Raw genomic sequence first — 16,674 nt, forward strand, 5'->3', positions numbered from 1 at the left:
GGAGTTTTGCGATGGACACTAAAAAAACCGGCATTGAAATGCGCCGTCAGGTCATGGGCGACGCATTTGTCGACCGCGCACTGGGCAATGCCACCGACTTCACCCAGCCGCTGCAAGACTTCGTCAACGAACACGCCTGGGGCGGCGTGTGGAACCGGGAGGGCCTGCCGCTAAAAACCCGCAGCTTGATCACCCTCGCTACGCTCACCGCGCTCAAGTGCCCGCAAGAGTTAAAAGGCCACGTCCGCGGTGCCCTGAACAACGGCTGCACGGTCGAGGAAATCCGTGAAGCGCTGCTGCATTGCGCGGTCTATGCCGGAGTGCCAGCAGCGATTGATGCATTTCGAGCAGCGCAAGAAGTGATCGACACTTACCAGGCCTAGATCCAACCGCCCCACTGCAACACAAAGATCCCGATATTGGTCGTGATCGCTGCCATTAAGGTAGTGATCACGATGATCGAGGCTGCCAGTTCATGATTGCCGTTGGCCGCCCGCGCCATCACATAGCTCGCAGCGGCGGTCGGGCTGGCGAAATAGAGAAACAGAGTGCCCAACTCCGGCCCGCGAAAGCCGCAAAGCCAAGCGCCCAATGTCGCGAGGAACGGCAGGCTGATCATTTTGACCAGGCTCGCGCTCAGCGCCAGATTGCCGCTTTTGCGCAAGCTGGCCAGAGACAGCGTGCCACCTATGCAAATCAGCGCCAGCGGCAAGGTCATTGACGCCAAGTACTCGCCCGAGGCCTGCAACCAACCAGGCAGGCCAATTTTGAACACCGCAAACGGGACCGCCGCCAACACGCTGATGATCAGCGGGTTTTTGACCACGCTTTTGCAGATGCTCCACGGGTCGGATTTGATCACCGGGCTGTACACCGCCAGCACGATGGTCGACAGCGTGTTGAACAGTAAAATCACCAGCCCCGCGAGTACCGCGCCCAGTGAAATACCGTAGTCGCCGTACATGCTGGCAGCCAATGCCAGGCCCACGACTCCGTTATTGCCGCGAAAAGCGCCTTGGGTGTAAATGCCACGGTCTTCGCGCGGGCAGCGCCAGATCGCCCAGCCCCACGCCAGCGCAAAGCTGAGCAGCGTCGCTGCCGTGAAATAGCCCAGCACCTTGGGCTGCATGGCGGTCCTGAGGTCGGCGTGCACAATGCCCAGAAACAACAACGCCGGCATGGTGACGTTGAACACCAGTGCCGACGCTGTGTGGATAAAATTGTCGTTGATCCACCCCACGCGCTTAAGCACGATGCCCATGAACAACATGGCAAACACGGGAGCGGTAACCGAGAGTGTCTGAAAGAAGATAGCCAGCATGTCAGCACGCTCGTGTGAGGTCGTTAAGTGGCTAGTCCATGCGCTTGAAGGTTTGAAGCTTCCCCGCAAGAAAGCTTCAACAGCCTTGCTTACATACCTTTAACGGCATAAATGCCAGCAGCATTACGCCAGTAACCTTTGTAATCCATGCCGTAGCCGAAAATATAACGGTCAATGCACGGCAGGCCAGCGTAATCGGCTTTCAAATCCGGGCTTGCCTTGCGGTCGTGGTCTTTGTCGATCAGCACCGCAGTGTGCACCTGCCGGGCGCCCGCGTGCTTACAGAAATCAACGATCGCGCTCAGCGTGTGACCTTCATCCAGGATGTCATCGATGATCAACACGTGACGGTCCATAAAGGACACTTCTGGCTTAGCTTTCCAGAACAGGTCGCCGCCGCTGGTTTGATTGCGGTAGCGGGTCGCGTGCAGGTAAGACGACTCAAGCGGGAATTTGAGGTGAGTGAGCAGCTTGCCAGCAAAAATCAGGCCGCCGTTCATCACACAAAATACCACTGGATTGGTCTCGGCCATTTCGGCCGTGATCTGCGCGCCAATGCGGGCAATGGCTACCTCAACTTCAGCTTCGGTGTACAGGCAGTCAGCCTCTCGCATGACTTGACGGATATGCTCGAGATCAGCAGACATGACGCTCTCCAGGGGGGGTTGCACAAGAAAAGCGGGCAAAGGTACGCATCCGCATGGCTCAGATCAAGCATTTATGGACTAACGTGCACTATTGTCTGTAGGACATCACCCCGGATTAGATTAATCTAGGCCGCTTTTTTTGCCTGCCCCCCGGAGCTTTTTACATGCCTATTCGCGAGATCCGTCATCCACTGATCCGTCACAAACTCGGCCTAATGCGTCGCGCAGACATTAGCACGAAGAACTTCCGAGAGCTTGCTCAGGAAGTCGGTGCGCTGCTGACCTATGAAGCCACCAAAGACCTGCCACTCGAAACTTACGACATTGAGGGCTGGTGCGGCACTGTTCAGGTCGAAAAGATCGCCGGTAAAAAAATCACTGTCGTGCCGATCCTGCGCGCCGGTATTGGCATGCTTGAAGGCGTGCTCAGCCTAATCCCGGGCGCCAAAGTCAGTGCCGTCGGTATTGCCCGCAATGAAGAAACCTTGCAGGCCCATACCTACCTTGAAAAGTTGGTTCCAGAAATCAACGAACGTCTGGCGATGATTATCGACCCGATGCTGGCCACCGGCTCCTCAATGGTTGCGACCATTGACCTGCTGAAAAAAGCCGGCTGCAAAGACATTCGCGCCATGGTGCTGGTTGCAGCGCCTGAAGGTATCGCCGCGGTTGAGGCGGCTCACCCTGACGTGACCATCTACACCGCCTCGATTGATGAACGCCTGAACGAACACGGCTACATCATTCCGGGCCTGGGCGACGCTGGCGACAAGATCTTCGGCACCAAGCAAAAGGACGTATAACATGCAGGACGAGTTCAACGACCCGCTCTGGCGCCAGATCATCTCTGGCGCGCAGATGCTCTTCGTGGCCTTCGGCGCGTTGGTATTGATGCCTTTGATTACCGGCCTCGATCCCAACGTTGCACTGTTCACGGCGGGTCTCGGGACTCTGCTGTTCCAGATCGTGACCCGGCGCCAGGTGCCGGTCTTTCTGGCTTCGAGTTTCGCTTTCATTACCCCGATCATTCTCGCCAAAGGTCAATTCGGCCTGGCCGCGACCATGGGCGGCGTAATGGCGGCCGGTTTCGTGTACACCTTTCTGGGTTTCGCGGTAAAGCTTAAAGGCACCGGTTTTATTGATCGTCTGTTGCCACCTGTGGTGATTGGCCCGGTGATTATTTCCATCGGTTTGGCGATGGCTCCCATTGCCGCGCACATGGCCATGGGCCGCGCTGAAGATGGCACCGAGCTGATCCACTATCAGACCGCCATGATGATCTCGATGCCAGCTTTGCTGACCACCTTGATCGTGGCCGTGTTTGGCAAAGGCATCTTCCGCCTAGTGCCGATCATTGCAGGCGTACTGGTCGGTTTTTCGATGGCGTTTTATTTCGGTGTGGTCGACACGGCCAAAATCGCCGCAGCACCGTGGTTTGCATTGCCGCACTTCACAGCCCCCGAGTTCAACTGGCAGGCGATTCTGTTTATCGTCCCCGTGGCCCTGGCCCCGGCCATTGAACACATTGGCGGCGTGATTGCCGTGGGCAGCGTGACCGGTCGCGACTACCTGAAAAAGCCTGGCTTGCACCGCACCCTGTTCGGTGACGGCATTGCGACCACGGCGGCTGGTTTGCTGGGCGGCCCACCCAACACCACCTACGCCGAAGTGACGGGCGCAGTCATGCTGACCAAGAACTACAATCCGAAAATCATGACCTGGGCGGCGATCTTCGCCATCAGCCTGGCATTTATCGGCAAGTTCGGCGCATTGCTACAAAGCATTCCAGTGCCGGTGATGGGCGGGATCTTGTGCCTGTTGTTCGGTTCAATTGCTGCGGTCGGGATGAACACCCTGATCCGCCATCAGGTCGACCTGAGCGAAGCGCGCAACCTGGTGATTGTCTCGGTAACGCTGGTCTTCGGGATTGGCGGCGTGCTGATCGGCACAGGGATGGGCCCAGAAGACTTCGGCCTCAAAGGCATCGCGTTATGCGCCATCGTAGCGATTGCGCTCAACCTGATACTGCCGGGCAATGACAGTTGGAAAAAGAACAAAGGTGACACGCCGATTCTCTAAATCGGCCGCACATTGCGCGTAGGAGCTGCCGCAGGCTGCGATCTTTTGATCTTGAAAGATCGCAGCCTGCGGCAGCTCCTACGGGGTAATGGTTACAGCGCCAACGGCGCTCTTTCACACAAGGTGTTCAACGCCGCCGCCCACTCTGGGTTGTCATTGAGGCACGGCACCAGCACTAACTCCTCGCCCCCCGCCTCAATAAATTGCTCGCGTCCGCGATCGCCAATCTCTTCCAGCGTCTCGATGCAATCGGCCACAAACGCCGGGCACATCACCAGCAATTTCTTCACGCCCTCTTTGGCCAGCGCATCCAGACGCGCTTCGGTGTAGGGTTCGATCCATTTGGCCCGGCCCAATCGAGATTGAAACGCCACCGACCACTTGCCCTCAGGCAAGCCCATGCGCTCGGCAAACGCCTCGGCGGTACGTAAACATTGCGCCCGATAGCATGTCGCCAATACCTCGGGCGATGCGTTCTGGCAGCAATCTGCATTTTTGAAACAGTGATTTCCGGTCGGATCCAGCTTGTGTAAGTGCCGCTCCGGCAAGCCGTGAAAGCTCAGCAACAGGTGGTCGTAATCCTGTTCCAGGTGCGGTTTGGCGCTCGCGACCAACGCCTGAAGGTATTCCGGCTGATCGTAAAATGGCTGCACAATCGAGAACTGCATCGACAGTTTTTTAGCCTTGACCACCCGCTTGGCTTCTTCGATCACCGTGGTCACGGTGCTGTCGGCAAATTGTGGGTACAACGGCGCCAGCGTGACCTTGCTAATGCCTTGCGACGCTAGACGCGTGAGCACCGTCTCAATCGACGGCTCGCCATAGCGCATCGCCAACTCAACGGGGCCTTTTGTCCACTCTTGGGTCATGGCCTGGTGCAAGCGGCGGCTCAACACCACCAACGGCGAGCCTTCGTCCCACCAGATGGAGGCATAAGCATGCGCCGACTGTTCGGGCCGCTTGATCAGAATCAACGACACCAACAATCGACGAACCGGCCACGGCAGGTCAATAACGTACGGGTCCATTAAAAACTGGTTCAAGTAGCTGCGAACATCCGCTACCGAAGTAGACGCGGGCGAGCCCAGGTTAACCAGCAACAACGCGTGGTCAGTCATGCAACATCCTATTTCAGAGGCGGGCGGAGAGATCGTCTAGCGCCGCACGCAAATCGGTGAACTGAAAAGTAAAACCGGCCGCCAGTAATCGGGCAGGTACTGCCCGCTGGCCACCCAACAATAACTCTGACATCTCACCCAACCCCAAGCGCAAGGCAAAAGCCGGGGCAGGCATAAAAGCGGGACGATGTAGAACGCGACCCAAGATTTTAGCGAACTCAGCGTTGCGAACCGGGTGCGGCGCGCAGGCATTATAAGGACCCAATGCCGTATTCTCATGCACAAGAAAATCAATCAGGGCAATTTGATCTTTGATATGAATCCAAGGCATCCACTGCCGGCCATTGCCCACAGGGCCTCCGAGCCCCAACTTGAAAGGCAACAACAAGCGCGACAAAAAGCCGCCTTCTGCCGCCAGCACCAACCCCGTACGCACCAGCACCACACGGATACCCATGGCCTGAGCACGTTGGGCAGTTTCCTCCCAGGCAATGCACAAGTGGCTGGCAAAATCTTCGCTAACGGGCGGCGACTCTTCGCTCAATTCACGTTCGCCGCCGTCGCCATACCAGCCCACTGCCGAGCCCGAAATCAGAACTGAAGGCTTCTGTTCGAGGCTTTCGAGCCATACCAACAGGGTTTCCGTCAGCGTGACTCGGCTGCTCCACAACAACGCCTTACGCTTGCGCGTCCACCGGCCACCGGCAATCGGTTCACCTGCAAGGTTAATCACCACATCCACCGGTTCGTGACTCAGTTCCACAAGGTGCGCGATACCTCTTACATCAGCACCACACAGCGTCTTCACACGTTCAGGATGACGGCTCCATACGCTCAAGCGGTGACCTTGCGCCAGCCAGTGACGACATAGTTGGCGGCCTATCAAGCCTGTACCGCCGGTCAGCAATATGTGCATGTGTTGAACCTCGCGAGGAGTTTTATCCAGAGCACTGGTCTATTTTTAAAAGAAGCTCTATTAACGGGCTAATGGCCTTATAAAGAATAGGTCAGTCTGACTCGGCAGGGGCACTAAAACCTATACTAAAAATTAGATTTGTACAGGTATTACAGAAGACGTAGTCTGTGCAAACAGGGAACGAGGCCAAAAATGACTGTACCTATTGCGATCATCGGGGCCGGTATTGCCGGACTATCAGCCGCCAACGCACTGCACGAGGCTGGCTACGCAGTTCATCTGTTCGATAAGAGTCGCGGCAGCGGCGGGCGTATGTCGAGCAAACGCAGCGATGCCGGCTCGCTTGATCTGGGCGCACAGTACTTCACTGCACGCGACCGCCGTTTTGTCGCACAAGTCCAGCAATGGCAAGCCAACGGCTGGGCAGCAGAATGGGCGCCGCACCTGTACAACCACCATGACGGCCAACTGACCTCATCGCCTGACGAGCAAGTGCGCTGGGTCGGCAAGCCGCGTATGAGCGCCATTACCCGTGGCTTGTTAGGGCGCCTGAAGGTGGACTTCTCTTGCCGGATTACCGACTTGATCCAAGGTGAAAAACACTGGCACCTACTGGACGCCGACGAATGCTCCCACGGCCCGTTTAGCCACGTCATCGTTGCCACGCCTGCGCCCCAGGCAACTGCCCTGCTCGCCAGCGCCCCCAAACTGGCAAGCACTGTGGCTGGGGTGAAAATGGACCCGACGTGGGCCGTCGCCCTAGCATTCGAATCGCCCCTCGACACGCCCATGGAAGGCTGTTTTGTACAAGGCAGCCCGCTGGACTGGATAGCCCGCAACCGCAGTAAACCCGGCCGCGATAAAACCCCGGATACTTGGGTGCTGCACGCAACAAGCGCTTGGAGTAAACAAAACCTCGATCTGCCAAAAGAAGCGGTCATCGAGCAATTGCACGGCGCCTTTGCCGAGTTGGTGCACTGTGCCATGCCAGCCCCGACGTTCACCCTGGCCCACCGCTGGCTCTACGCCCGCCCCTCCTCGGCCCATGAGTGGGGCGCGTTAGCAGACGCTGATCTGGGCCTGTATGCCTGTGGCGACTGGTGCCTGTCGGGTCGAGTCGAAGGGGCTTGGCTCAGCGGTCAAGAGGCTGCCCGAAAACTGATTGAGCACTTATCTTGAATCGAATTAACCCACGCAAACTGCTGCTGTCGAAATGGACGGCAGCACAGCCAAAGCATCGCGAAAAGCACTTTCTGGTCACCCAACTATTCTGTGACGAAGAAGGCACCGTGCTTGAGATCGAGCTGCAAGCCGTGCTCACACAACGCAACCAGCGCTTGGCCTGGCAACGCTTACAAGCAGTAGATGAATGGAAGATGGGGTGGCAGTAAATCAAGGCGCCAACCTGATGGTCTTAGAGCGACCTCTTTTCTCTTTACACCACAAATCCCCTTAGCCGCGAGCTTACCTCGCGATCATTTGATCTTTAGAAGATCGCAACCTACGAGATCGTTTGCTCCCCTCCCCCGCCAAAAATACTTGTACAAGAAATTTGACTTGTACATGCCTAGGCCTATGATGAACCCAAGTTGTACATCGATCTCCAGATGTACAAGTTTTTCCTTGAGGTTGTCACATGGCCAGCTCCGTCTCCGCACAGCACAAACCTAAAATTGCCATCAGCGCCTGCTTGCTTGGCGCAGAAGTTCGTTTCAATGGCGGCCATAAAGAGTCTCGGCTGTGCAGCCAAGCCTTAAGTGAACATTTTGAATTTGTCTCTTTATGCCCCGAGGTTGCCATCGGCCTGGGCATACCGCGCCAGCCGATTCGACTGATTGGCAACCCCGCGCAGCCGCAGGCCGTCGGGAGTGTCGACCGTGAGCTGGACGTCACCCGGCCGCTGCACGATTACGGTGTAGAGATGGCCGCCGCACACCGCGATATTTGCGGCTACATCTTTATGCAAAAGTCACCGTCTTGCGGGCTAGAGCGGGTCAAGGTCTATCAGGACAAAGGCCGCCCGGCGGAACTGAGCGGGCGTGGCATTTATGCGCAAGCGTTTTGCGCAGCCCATCCCGACTTGCCGGTAGAAGAAGACGGCCGCCTGAATGACCCCGTATTGCGCGAAAACTTCCTGACTCGGGTATACGCCTACAGTGCCTGGCAAGCATTGCTTAAACGCGGCATCACGCGCCGCGCACTGACCGAATACCACGCCCACTACAAATATTTGCTGATGGCTCATGACCCGGTGCAATACAAAGTCTTGGGTAATTTGCTGGGCAACCTCGGCAAAAACGACCCACAGGACATCGCCACGCAGTATTTCCGTGAGCTGATGCAAGCATTGAAAAAATGCGCCACACGTCGCACCCATACCAACGTGCTGCAACACCTCAGCGGCCACCTCAAGCAGTCCATCAGCCCTGATGACAAACAGGAAATGCAGCAACTGATTGCTCAGTACCTGCACGGCATCGTGCCGTTAGTGGTGCCACTGACCTTGCTTAAGCATCATTTCCGCCAACACCCGGATCCCTACATCTCGCAGCAGGTTTACCTGCAACCGCACCCTGAAAATCTCAGCCTGCGAAACGCAATCTAACCATGAATGATGACCTGATCATGTCCAATACTCCCGATACGGACTACAGCAAAGCGTTAGCCGAAGGTTGGATCCCGATACGTGAAGTGGCCCGCATGACCGGCGTCAATGCTGTCACCTTGCGTGCCTGGGAACGGCGTTATGGCCTGATCGTGCCCCACCGCACGGCCAAGGGGCATCGCTTGTTTTCAACTGAGCATGTGCTGCGTATCCGCCACATTCTGACGTGGCTCAATCGCGGGGTTTCAGTCAGCCAGATCAAACCGTTGCTTGACACCCCGCCCGCCTACCGCGAGCCCGCAGACAATGATTGGCAAGCTTGGCGCCAGGCACTGACACTGGCGATCAGCGAGTTGTCGGAGCGCAGGCTCGACGACAACTTCAATCAAGTGATGTCGCTCTACCCCGCCCGGACCTTGTGCGAGCACCTGCTGATGCCGTTGTTAAATGAGCTGGAGCAACACTGGCACGGCCAGTTCGGCGCGCAGTTGGAGCGGGTGTTCTTTGAATCCTGGCTACGCAGCAAGCTGGGCGCACGCATTTACCACAACAATCGCTCACTAAAAGGCGCACCTGTCCTGCTGATCAACCAGTCAGATCGGCCCTTCGAGCCACACCTGTGGCTCACCGCCCTGTTGGTCAGCAGCAGCCATTGCCCGGTCGAAGTGTTTGATGCGTCGGTGCCCAGCAGCGAGCTGGCTATCGCCGTCGAGCGCCTCAAGGCCCGTGCCGTGGTGCTGTATTCCAGTAAACCGCTCAACCTGCTGCAACTGCCAAAACTGCTGAACGCAATGACCTGCCCTTTAGTGATTGCCGGACCAACGGTATGCATCCACCACTACGAACTGGCCGTATCTAGCACTGAAACCGCAGGATTGTCTCTGGCACACGACCCCATAGAAGCCCACCAACGCCTAAGCCAACTCCGCCTTTTGTAGCGGTTACCAAGGAATTGACATGCAACTCATTTGGCTACGCAGCGATTTGCGCCAACACGACAACACAGCCCTGAGCGCCGCAGCAGAACGCGGCCCGACGGTGGCCATGTACCTCATCAGTCCTGAGCAATGGCTGGCGCATGATGATGCGCCGTGCAAAGTCGATTTTTGGTTACGCAACCTGCGCACCTTGAGCGACAGCCTGATGCAGTTGAAAATCCCGCTGCTTGTGCGTACCGCTGCGACCTGGGAACAGGCACCTGCCGTACTGCTTGAGGCGTGCCAACACCTTGGGATTCAAGACGTTCACGTCAATCAGGAGTACGGCATCCATGAAACCCGCCGCGATCAGGCGGTTGCCGCCGCATTGCACGATCACGGCATTGGTTTTCACAGCTATCTGGATCAGTTGCTGTTTGCTCCGGGCAGCATCCTGACCCAATCCGGGTCGTACTTTCAGGTCTTCAGTCAGTTTCGTAAAGTCTGCTACAACCGCTTACACATGGCCTTACCGAAGATCGTTGCAACACCCAAGGCGCAAGCCGAACTGCTGATTGCACGCGACGAACTGCCTGAGTCGGTACCCGGGTTTGCGACACCCGACCAACCCCTGCGCGAGCTTTGGCCTGCCGGAGAGAATGTCGCCCAAGAGCGGCTCATGCGCTTTTCCAGCGAGCAAATACACTACTACAAGGACGAGCGCGACATACCCGCAAAACCCGGCACCAGCCAGCTTTCAGCCTATCTGGCAGCGGGGGTTATCTCCCCACGACAATGCTTGCACGCGGCACTGCGCAGCAATAATGGCGAGTTCGAAAGCGGGAATCCCGGCGTATTCACTTGGATCAGCGAACTGATCTGGCGCGAGTTCTATAAACACATCTTGGTGGGCTACCCGCGTGTCTCACGGCACCGCGCATTCAAGCCTGAAACCGAGTTTGTGCCTTGGCGTAATGCGCCTCGAGAACTGGCAGCGTGGGAACAAGGCAGAACAGGCGTGCCGATCATCGACGCAGCCATTCGCCAACTGCTGGCAACCGGATGGATGCACAACCGCCTGCGGATGGTTGTCGCGATGTTTCTGACTAAAAACCTGTTAATTGACTGGCGCGAAGGCGAGCGTTTTTTCATGCGCCATTTGATTGATGGCGACCTCGCGGCCAACAACGGGGGCTGGCAGTGGAGCGCCTCGACCGGCACGGATTCTGTGCCATATTTCAGAATTTTTAACCCACTGAGTCAGTCGGAACGCTTCGACCCCGAAGGTCGTTTCATCAAACACTGGTTACCAGAACTCGCCGCACTCAACAAAAAAGAGGTGCATAACCCCGCATCTGCTGGCGGCCTGTTTGGTGTAGCCGATTATCCGGCGCCCATCGTTGATGTGAAACAAAGCCGCGAACGCGCACTCAGCGCCTTCAAAAGTCTGCCATCGCGACAGATGCTTGAGGTGCAACATGATTGAGGGCCGACGTATCTGGTTGACCGGCGCCAGCAGCGGGATTGGCGCACACATGGCCAAAGAGCTGCTGCAACGCGGCGCTTTTTTAGCCTTGAGCGCCCGTACCTTGGGGCCACTGGCGGAACTCTCCGAGCGCTTTCCAGGCAAGGTTCTGCTGGTTCCCGGCGATATAACCGATCACATGCAAGTGCGTGAAATGGGCATGACCATCGCGCAAACCTGGGGCGCACTGGACACCGTCATCCTGAATGCCGGGAGCTGTGAGTACGTCGACGTTAGTCAGTTTGACGCCACCGTCATTGAGCGGGTGGTACACACCAATTTACTGGGCAGCAGTTACTGCATTGAAAGTGCGCTGCCATTACTGCGCGCCGGAAGATCTGCACATCTGGTCGGCGTCGTCAGCTCAGTCACGTATTGGCCGCTGCCACGGGCGCAAGCATATGGTGCCTCAAAAGCCGGGTTGCGCTACTTGCTCGAGTCGCTGCGCATCGACTTGGCTCACGAAGGCATCGACGTCACGTTGGTTAGCCCTGGCTTCGTTGATACCCCGCTGACCGAAAAAAATGACTTCCCGATGCCTATGCGTTGGTCAGCGCATAAAGCTGCGCTACACATTTGCCAACGATTGGAAAAACGCCCGCTGGAAATCAGCTTTCCCACTGCGTTTGTCGTGTTTCTCAAATTGTTGGCGAGCCTTCCAAAGCGCCTACAAGTGGCGATTGGAAAACGTCTAGCACGCACCTCTGACGAGACTTCATCATGAAAATCGCGATCATTGGCAGCGGCATCTCAGGCCTGACGTGTGGCTATTTACTGCATAAAGAACACGACATCCACGTGTTCGAGGCCAGTGACTGGGTAGGCGGTCACACCCACACTGTGAATGTCACCGTGAAAGGTCAGCGTTACGCGATAGACACCGGCTTTATCGTGTTCAACGACTGGACCTACCCCAACTTCATCGAGTTGATGTCACAACTGGGCGTGCGCTCAAAAGCCACCGAAATGAGTTTTTCAGTGCGCGACTCCAGTAACAACCTCGAATACAACGGCAATACCCTCAATAGCTTGTTTGCCCAGCGCAGCAACCTGTTGTCGCCCAGATTCTGGGGCATGTTGCGCGATATTCTGCGCTTCAACCGCGAAGCCATTCGCGACCTCCAAGAGCAGCGTATTGCCAGCGACACCCGGCTGGGCGACTACCTCCAGCAGCGCGGCTATGGCACCCGGTTTATCGAGCACTACATCGTGCCAATGGGTGCGGCAATCTGGTCCATGTCATTGGCCGACATGCTGGCCTTCCCGCTGCAATTCTTTGTGCGTTTCTTTAAGAACCACGGCCTGCTGAGTGTCAGCAACCGTCCGCAGTGGCGTGTGATCGAGGGCGGCTCAAGCGCTTATGTACAGCCTTTAAGTGCAGGCTTTGCCGACAAAATCCGCCTCAGTTGCCCGGTCACCTCGGTAGAACGTAATGAACACGGCGTGCTGGTGCGCAGTGCAACCGGCAGTGAACATTTCGACAAAGTGATATTTGCCTGCCACAGCGATCAGGCCTTGCAGTTGCTGGCTAACCCGTCAGCAGCCGAACAGCAAATCCTCGGCGCCCTGCCCTACGCTGAAAACGACGTGGTACTGCACACCGATACACGCCTGTTACCCGATCGAAAGCTGGCGTGGGCCAGTTGGAATTACCGCTTAGGTGATGCTGGGCTCCAGCGAGCTGCCGTCACGTACGATATGAACATCCTGCAAGGAATTCAGAGCGAGACTACGTTCTGCGTCAGCCTTAACCAGACGGCCAGCATTGACCCGCTCAAAGTGCTAGCCAGTTACTCCTATGCACACCCGCAATACAGTCTCGATGCGGTCGCCGCTCAAGCCCGCTGGCAAGAACTGCACGGCGAACAACACAGCTATTTTTGCGGTGCCTATTGGGCCAATGGTTTTCATGAAGACGGGGTGGTCAGCGCACTGCGTGTCGCCAAAGCCTTCGGTCAACAACTATGAACAGCGCCCTGTACAGCGGCTGGATCGCCCATCGACGCTTTGCGCCGACCACGCATGCGTTCCGGTACACCATTGGCTTGCTCTACCTCGACTTGGACGAGCAAGACGCTGTACTCGGACTGTCACCACTGGCCGGTAAAAGCCGCTTTGCACCCTTCTCGTTTCGCGAAACCGATTACCTTAAAACTTACACACAAACGGGTACGCGCCTCATCGATGCAGTGCGCCAGCAAGTCGCAGCGGCCCTCGGGCACACGCCCCAAGGCGCAATCTGCCTGCTGACCCAAGCCCGCAGTTGGGGGCTGTCATTCAACCCGGTGAGTTTCTTTTATTGCTACGAGGCTGACGGCCAACTGGCCGCCATCTTGTGCGAAGTGACGAACACCCCGTGGCGCGAGCGTTATCACTACGTGCTCCCGGCCGAGGGCGATGGCCATCAACACGTGGCCGTGGCCAAGGCATTCCATGTGTCACCGTTTTTGCCTCGCGACCTGGAATACCGCATGAGCTTCAGCCCGCCGGATGACCGACTCGGGGTACACATGGCGGATTGGCAAGGCGAGCTGAAAATGTTCGATGCCACCCTCAATCTGCAACGCAGCACGTTAGACCGTGCGGGGCTGCATCGCTACTTACGCCAGTTTCCATGGATGACCGCCAAGACCTGCCTGGCTATTTACTGGCAAGCCTTGCGCCTATTGCTTAAACGCACACCTATTTTTTCCCACCAGGCCGCCGACGGCGCCTTTCGCATTGCCGCCCTGCAACCCAAGGATAAACGCCATGAAAAGCCCTAGCCTGGTGAGCAAAACCTCACGCCTGAGCACGTACACCCTAACCAGCGTATTGCTGCGACGCGGGGTCATACGCCAACTCAGTCAATTAAAGAACGGCCTGTTGGTGCTGGTCGAAAACGGCGAGCGCCATCAGTTCGGTGACCATCACGCTACGCTGATCGGTGAAGTCCAGGTCAACGATCCTAGCGTGTGGGGAATGATCGCCAGCAACGGCTCGATTGGCGCGGGCGAGGCCTTCATTCACGGCTACTGGAGCTCACCCGACCTGACCAAGGTAATCCGGGTGTTGGTGAGCAACATGCAGGTGCTGGATGCCATGGAAGGCGGGCTTGCCCGCTTGGGCCGTCCGCTCATTCGCGGTCTGCACTGGGTTAATCGCAACACCCGCAAGGGCTCGCAAAAAAACATTGCCGCGCATTACGACCTCGGCAATGAAATGTTCGAGCAGTTTCTCGACCCGACCATGATGTATTCCGCCGCGCAGTTCCTCAGCGCTGACGACACGCTTGAACAAGCGCAGCTAAATAAGCTGCAACGTATCTGTCAGAAGCTCGATCTCAAGCCCGAAGATCATTTACTCGAAATAGGCACCGGCTGGGGCAGCATGGCCATTTTTGCCGCGCAGTACTCCGGCTGCAAAGTGACCACGACCACGCTATCCAAAGAACAATTCGACTACACCCAGGCCCGTATTCAAGCGCTGGGCTTACAGGAGCAAGTCACCTTGCTGCTGGAGGATTACCGCGACCTAAGCGGGCAATACGACAAGCTCGTCTCGATTGAGATGATCGAAGCCGTCGGCCATCACTTTTTGCCCAGCTACTTCAAACAGTGCTCACAGTTGCTTAAAAGCAACGGACTGATGCTGCTTCAAGCCATCACCATTCGCGACCAGCGCTACGAGCAAGCCAAAACCAGCGTGGACTTTATCCAGCGTTATATCTTCCCCGGCGGCGCCCTGCCCAGCGTACAAAAAATGCTGGAAATTGTGGGCCGCGATACCGACATGAATCTGATGCACATGGAAGACTTTGGCCTGCATTACGCCAAGACCCTTCGCCTGTGGCACGAGAACTTTCGCCGCGCCCACGGCCGCTTGACCGAGTTGGGCTATGACGAATATTTTCTGCGTTTGTGGGAGTTTTACCTGTGTTACTGCGAAGGCGGCTTTCTGGAGCGCAGTATCGGCACCGCGCAATTGCTGTTGGCCAAACCGGCTGCACAGCCCGAGCCATTACTGGGGCGCTTCAATGCTTAAAAAGCAGTTGGCCAATGCCGGGTTGTTTCAACTCGGCTGGTTTGCTTGCGTACTGGGCGGCAACAGCCCGTGGTTACTGCTGGCTGGCGCTGCGTTACTGATCCATCTGCTGTGGATAAGCCGCTCATGGGCCGAGGTTCACTTGGTCATTTGCGTCTGTTTGCTCGGTACCGTGGTCGACAGCCTGTTGCTTAATACGGGTGTATTTGAATTCAATCAACTGGGGGTATTGATTCCGTTGTGGCTAGTTGTGCTCTGGGCGGTCTTTGCAATCAGCTTGAGACACTGCCTGGCGTGGACGGCACAGCCTCTTTGGCGGGCCGCTTTGTTGGGTGCTATCAGCGGGCCACTGTCGTATTACGCGGGGCAACGTTTGGGTGCGGTGCAGTTTCCGCTCGGGCTGTGGCCCACCTTGATCGGGCTGGCGGTGGTGTGGGCGGTGCTGTTCCCAGCGCTGCAATGGTTGGCGGGCAGTGCTGCCTACAAGGCTGTTTATCAGCGTATTCACACCTGATCGCAGCTCTGCCTTACACTGCGCGGCTATGACCAACATCCCACTGACTGAAATTACCGAGCCCGCCGTCACCTGTTCGACGTGCGCGGCGTGCTGCTGCCAATTGGAAGTGATGCTGATCACCGACACCGGTGTACCCGAGCGTTTTATCGACAACGATGATTGGGGCGGTGAAGTCATGCTGAGGCTGGACGATGGCTGGTGCGCGGCCTTGGACCGAAACACCATGATGTGCACCATCTATGAAAAGCGCCCGCTCATTTGCCGGGAGTTCGAGATGGGTGACGTTGAATGCCTGAATGAACGCCAAGGCATTTCGACGGCGTATCGGTAAGAGCCGACCTTGTAGGCACAAGCAAGCTCGCGCCTACACGGTCTGGCGGCTTACAACGGCAGTGTGTAGTGCAGTGAATAGCTTTCTACGCCGTCATTGGTGCTGGACAGTCCGGCATTGGAGTAGTGAGTCGCGCGAATGCCGACTTCATGACCACCCGCAAAACGCAAACCAAAGCCCAAGCGGTCCTCAAATTGGAAGGCCGTGCCCAATTTGTTGCCTTCCACTTCTGTGTGGGAGAACAACGCGACGCCAATCCCAGCCTCCAGATACGGCTTAACGGTTTCACCGGCAAATTCGTACACAAACACAGGCGAGAACGACAGGCTGCTGCTTGACGACGACTTGTCACCTTCCCAGTAGGTGTAAGCCCCGCTCCAGTAGCCGGTCAGACGACCCACATCGCTTTGCAGCCAGCTTTTATCCCAATTGGAATTCAAGCCAAGACGATACGTCATCGTCGATTCGCTGGTGTGCCCCACCCCAAACTCAAGCCCGGCCGCTTGAGCGGTATAGCTATACCCACACGCAGCCGTTACCAGTGCCACCAAGCCCAAAAGACGCTTCATAAGAAAATCCTATTCCCGTGGCCGATCTCAATTGTTATGTGCCTCATCAGGCCGAGTGTATGAAGCGTTCGACCTTGTGACAGTTCAAAAAGCTTGAGCGTTTCTA

Annotated in this window: 19 protein-coding genes; 14 read left to right on the forward strand and 5 right to left on the reverse strand. The window is 56.8% G+C overall.

Going from position 1 to position 16,674, the window contains the following annotated elements; all coding sequences use genetic code 11:
- The first annotated feature begins 11 nt into the window (after positions 1–11).
- Positions 12–383 (forward strand): carboxymuconolactone decarboxylase family protein, encoded by a 372-nt coding sequence (locus B347_RS0106325; RefSeq protein WP_019408863.1) that lies wholly within the window; start codon positions 12–14, stop codon positions 381–383.
- On the opposite strand, the gene B347_RS0106330 is transcribed toward B347_RS0106325, so the two are convergent.
- On the reverse strand, positions 380–1,321 hold the full coding sequence (locus B347_RS0106330; protein WP_019408864.1) for an AEC family transporter: 942 nt from the start codon (positions 1,319–1,321) through the stop codon (positions 380–382). The two genes, B347_RS0106325 and B347_RS0106330, sit on opposite strands and share 4 nt — an antisense overlap.
- Before the next feature lie 89 nt (positions 1,322–1,410).
- Positions 1,411–1,968, reverse strand: coding sequence for a hypoxanthine-guanine phosphoribosyltransferase (locus tag B347_RS0106335; protein ID WP_019408865.1), 558 nt, complete (start codon positions 1,966–1,968; stop codon positions 1,411–1,413).
- Positions 1,969–2,132: 164 nt separating this feature from the next.
- Here B347_RS0106335 and upp point away from each other — a divergent pair, with 164 nt between their 5' ends.
- Together upp and B347_RS0106345 are read left to right on the forward strand one after the other, a co-directional pair.
- Positions 2,133–2,771, forward strand: a complete 639-nt coding sequence (gene upp, locus B347_RS0106340; protein ID WP_019408866.1) for a uracil phosphoribosyltransferase — start codon at positions 2,133–2,135, stop codon at positions 2,769–2,771.
- Between the two features lies 1 nt (position 2,772).
- Positions 2,773–4,047: a uracil-xanthine permease family protein gene (locus tag B347_RS0106345; protein WP_019408867.1), complete on the forward strand. Its 1,275-nt coding sequence runs from the start codon at positions 2,773–2,775 to the stop codon at positions 4,045–4,047.
- A 92-nt stretch (positions 4,048–4,139) separates the two neighbouring features.
- Here B347_RS0106345 and hemH read toward each other — a convergent pair whose 3' ends face one another.
- Both hemH and B347_RS0106355 read right to left on the reverse strand, forming a co-directional pair.
- Positions 4,140–5,165, reverse strand: coding sequence for a ferrochelatase (hemH, locus tag B347_RS0106350; RefSeq protein WP_019408868.1), 1,026 nt, complete (start codon positions 5,163–5,165; stop codon positions 4,140–4,142).
- Between the two features lie 13 nt (positions 5,166–5,178).
- Complete coding sequence (locus B347_RS0106355) at positions 5,179–6,081, reverse strand: TIGR01777 family oxidoreductase (RefSeq protein WP_019408869.1); 903 nt, start codon at positions 6,079–6,081, stop codon at positions 5,179–5,181.
- A gap of 192 nt (positions 6,082–6,273) precedes the next feature.
- Here B347_RS0106355 and B347_RS0106360 point away from each other — a divergent pair, with 192 nt between their 5' ends.
- From B347_RS0106360 to B347_RS0106410, 11 genes are all read left to right on the forward strand, one after another.
- Positions 6,274–7,260 carry an NAD(P)/FAD-dependent oxidoreductase gene (locus tag B347_RS0106360; RefSeq protein ID WP_019408870.1) on the forward strand — a complete coding sequence of 329 codons (987 nt, stop codon included), beginning with the start codon at positions 6,274–6,276 and terminating at the stop codon, positions 7,258–7,260.
- A complete protein-coding gene (locus B347_RS0106365; RefSeq protein ID WP_019408871.1) occupies positions 7,257–7,472 on the forward strand; it encodes a TIGR02450 family Trp-rich protein in 216 nt (71 codons plus the stop codon). The genes B347_RS0106360 and B347_RS0106365 overlap by 4 nt, the downstream gene beginning before the upstream one ends.
- Positions 7,473–7,717: 245 nt before the next feature.
- On the forward strand, positions 7,718–8,686 hold the full coding sequence (locus tag B347_RS0106370; RefSeq protein WP_019408872.1) for a YbgA family protein: 969 nt from the start codon (positions 7,718–7,720) through the stop codon (positions 8,684–8,686).
- A 2-nt stretch (positions 8,687–8,688) separates the two neighbouring features.
- A complete protein-coding gene (locus tag B347_RS0106375; protein WP_019408873.1) occupies positions 8,689–9,624 on the forward strand; it encodes a MerR family transcriptional regulator in 936 nt (311 codons plus the stop codon).
- Between the two features lie 19 nt (positions 9,625–9,643).
- Positions 9,644–11,089 carry a deoxyribodipyrimidine photo-lyase gene (gene phrB / locus B347_RS0106380; protein ID WP_019408874.1) on the forward strand — a complete coding sequence of 482 codons (1,446 nt, stop codon included), beginning with the start codon at positions 9,644–9,646 and terminating at the stop codon, positions 11,087–11,089.
- Positions 11,082–11,852, forward strand: coding sequence for an SDR family NAD(P)-dependent oxidoreductase (locus B347_RS0106385; RefSeq protein WP_019408875.1), 771 nt, complete (start codon positions 11,082–11,084; stop codon positions 11,850–11,852). The genes phrB and B347_RS0106385 overlap by 8 nt, the downstream gene beginning before the upstream one ends.
- Positions 11,849–13,096: an NAD(P)/FAD-dependent oxidoreductase gene (locus B347_RS0106390; protein ID WP_019408876.1), complete on the forward strand. Its 1,248-nt coding sequence runs from the start codon at positions 11,849–11,851 to the stop codon at positions 13,094–13,096. Before B347_RS0106385 ends, B347_RS0106390 begins: the two co-directional genes overlap by 4 nt.
- Positions 13,093–13,893, forward strand: coding sequence for a DUF1365 domain-containing protein (locus tag B347_RS0106395; RefSeq protein ID WP_019408877.1), 801 nt, complete (start codon positions 13,093–13,095; stop codon positions 13,891–13,893). Before B347_RS0106390 ends, B347_RS0106395 begins: the two co-directional genes overlap by 4 nt.
- Positions 13,880–15,151 carry an SAM-dependent methyltransferase gene (locus B347_RS0106400; RefSeq protein WP_019408878.1) on the forward strand — a complete coding sequence of 424 codons (1,272 nt, stop codon included), beginning with the start codon at positions 13,880–13,882 and terminating at the stop codon, positions 15,149–15,151. Before B347_RS0106395 ends, B347_RS0106400 begins: the two co-directional genes overlap by 14 nt.
- On the forward strand, positions 15,144–15,665 hold the full coding sequence (locus B347_RS0106405; RefSeq protein ID WP_019408879.1) for a DUF2878 domain-containing protein: 522 nt from the start codon (positions 15,144–15,146) through the stop codon (positions 15,663–15,665). Before B347_RS0106400 ends, B347_RS0106405 begins: the two co-directional genes overlap by 8 nt.
- Before the next feature lie 28 nt (positions 15,666–15,693).
- On the forward strand, positions 15,694–15,999 hold the full coding sequence (locus tag B347_RS0106410; protein WP_019408880.1) for a YkgJ family cysteine cluster protein: 306 nt from the start codon (positions 15,694–15,696) through the stop codon (positions 15,997–15,999).
- Positions 16,000–16,049: 50 nt separating this feature from the next.
- On the opposite strand, the gene B347_RS0106415 is transcribed toward B347_RS0106410, so the two are convergent.
- Positions 16,050–16,568: an acyloxyacyl hydrolase gene (locus B347_RS0106415; protein ID WP_019408881.1), complete on the reverse strand. Its 519-nt coding sequence runs from the start codon at positions 16,566–16,568 to the stop codon at positions 16,050–16,052.
- Between the last annotated feature and the right edge of the window lie 106 nt (positions 16,569–16,674).

The organism is Pseudomonas psychrophila HA-4 (assembly GCF_000282975.1).
In the GTDB taxonomy this organism is placed as follows: domain Bacteria; phylum Pseudomonadota; class Gammaproteobacteria; order Pseudomonadales; family Pseudomonadaceae; genus Aquipseudomonas; species Aquipseudomonas psychrophila_A.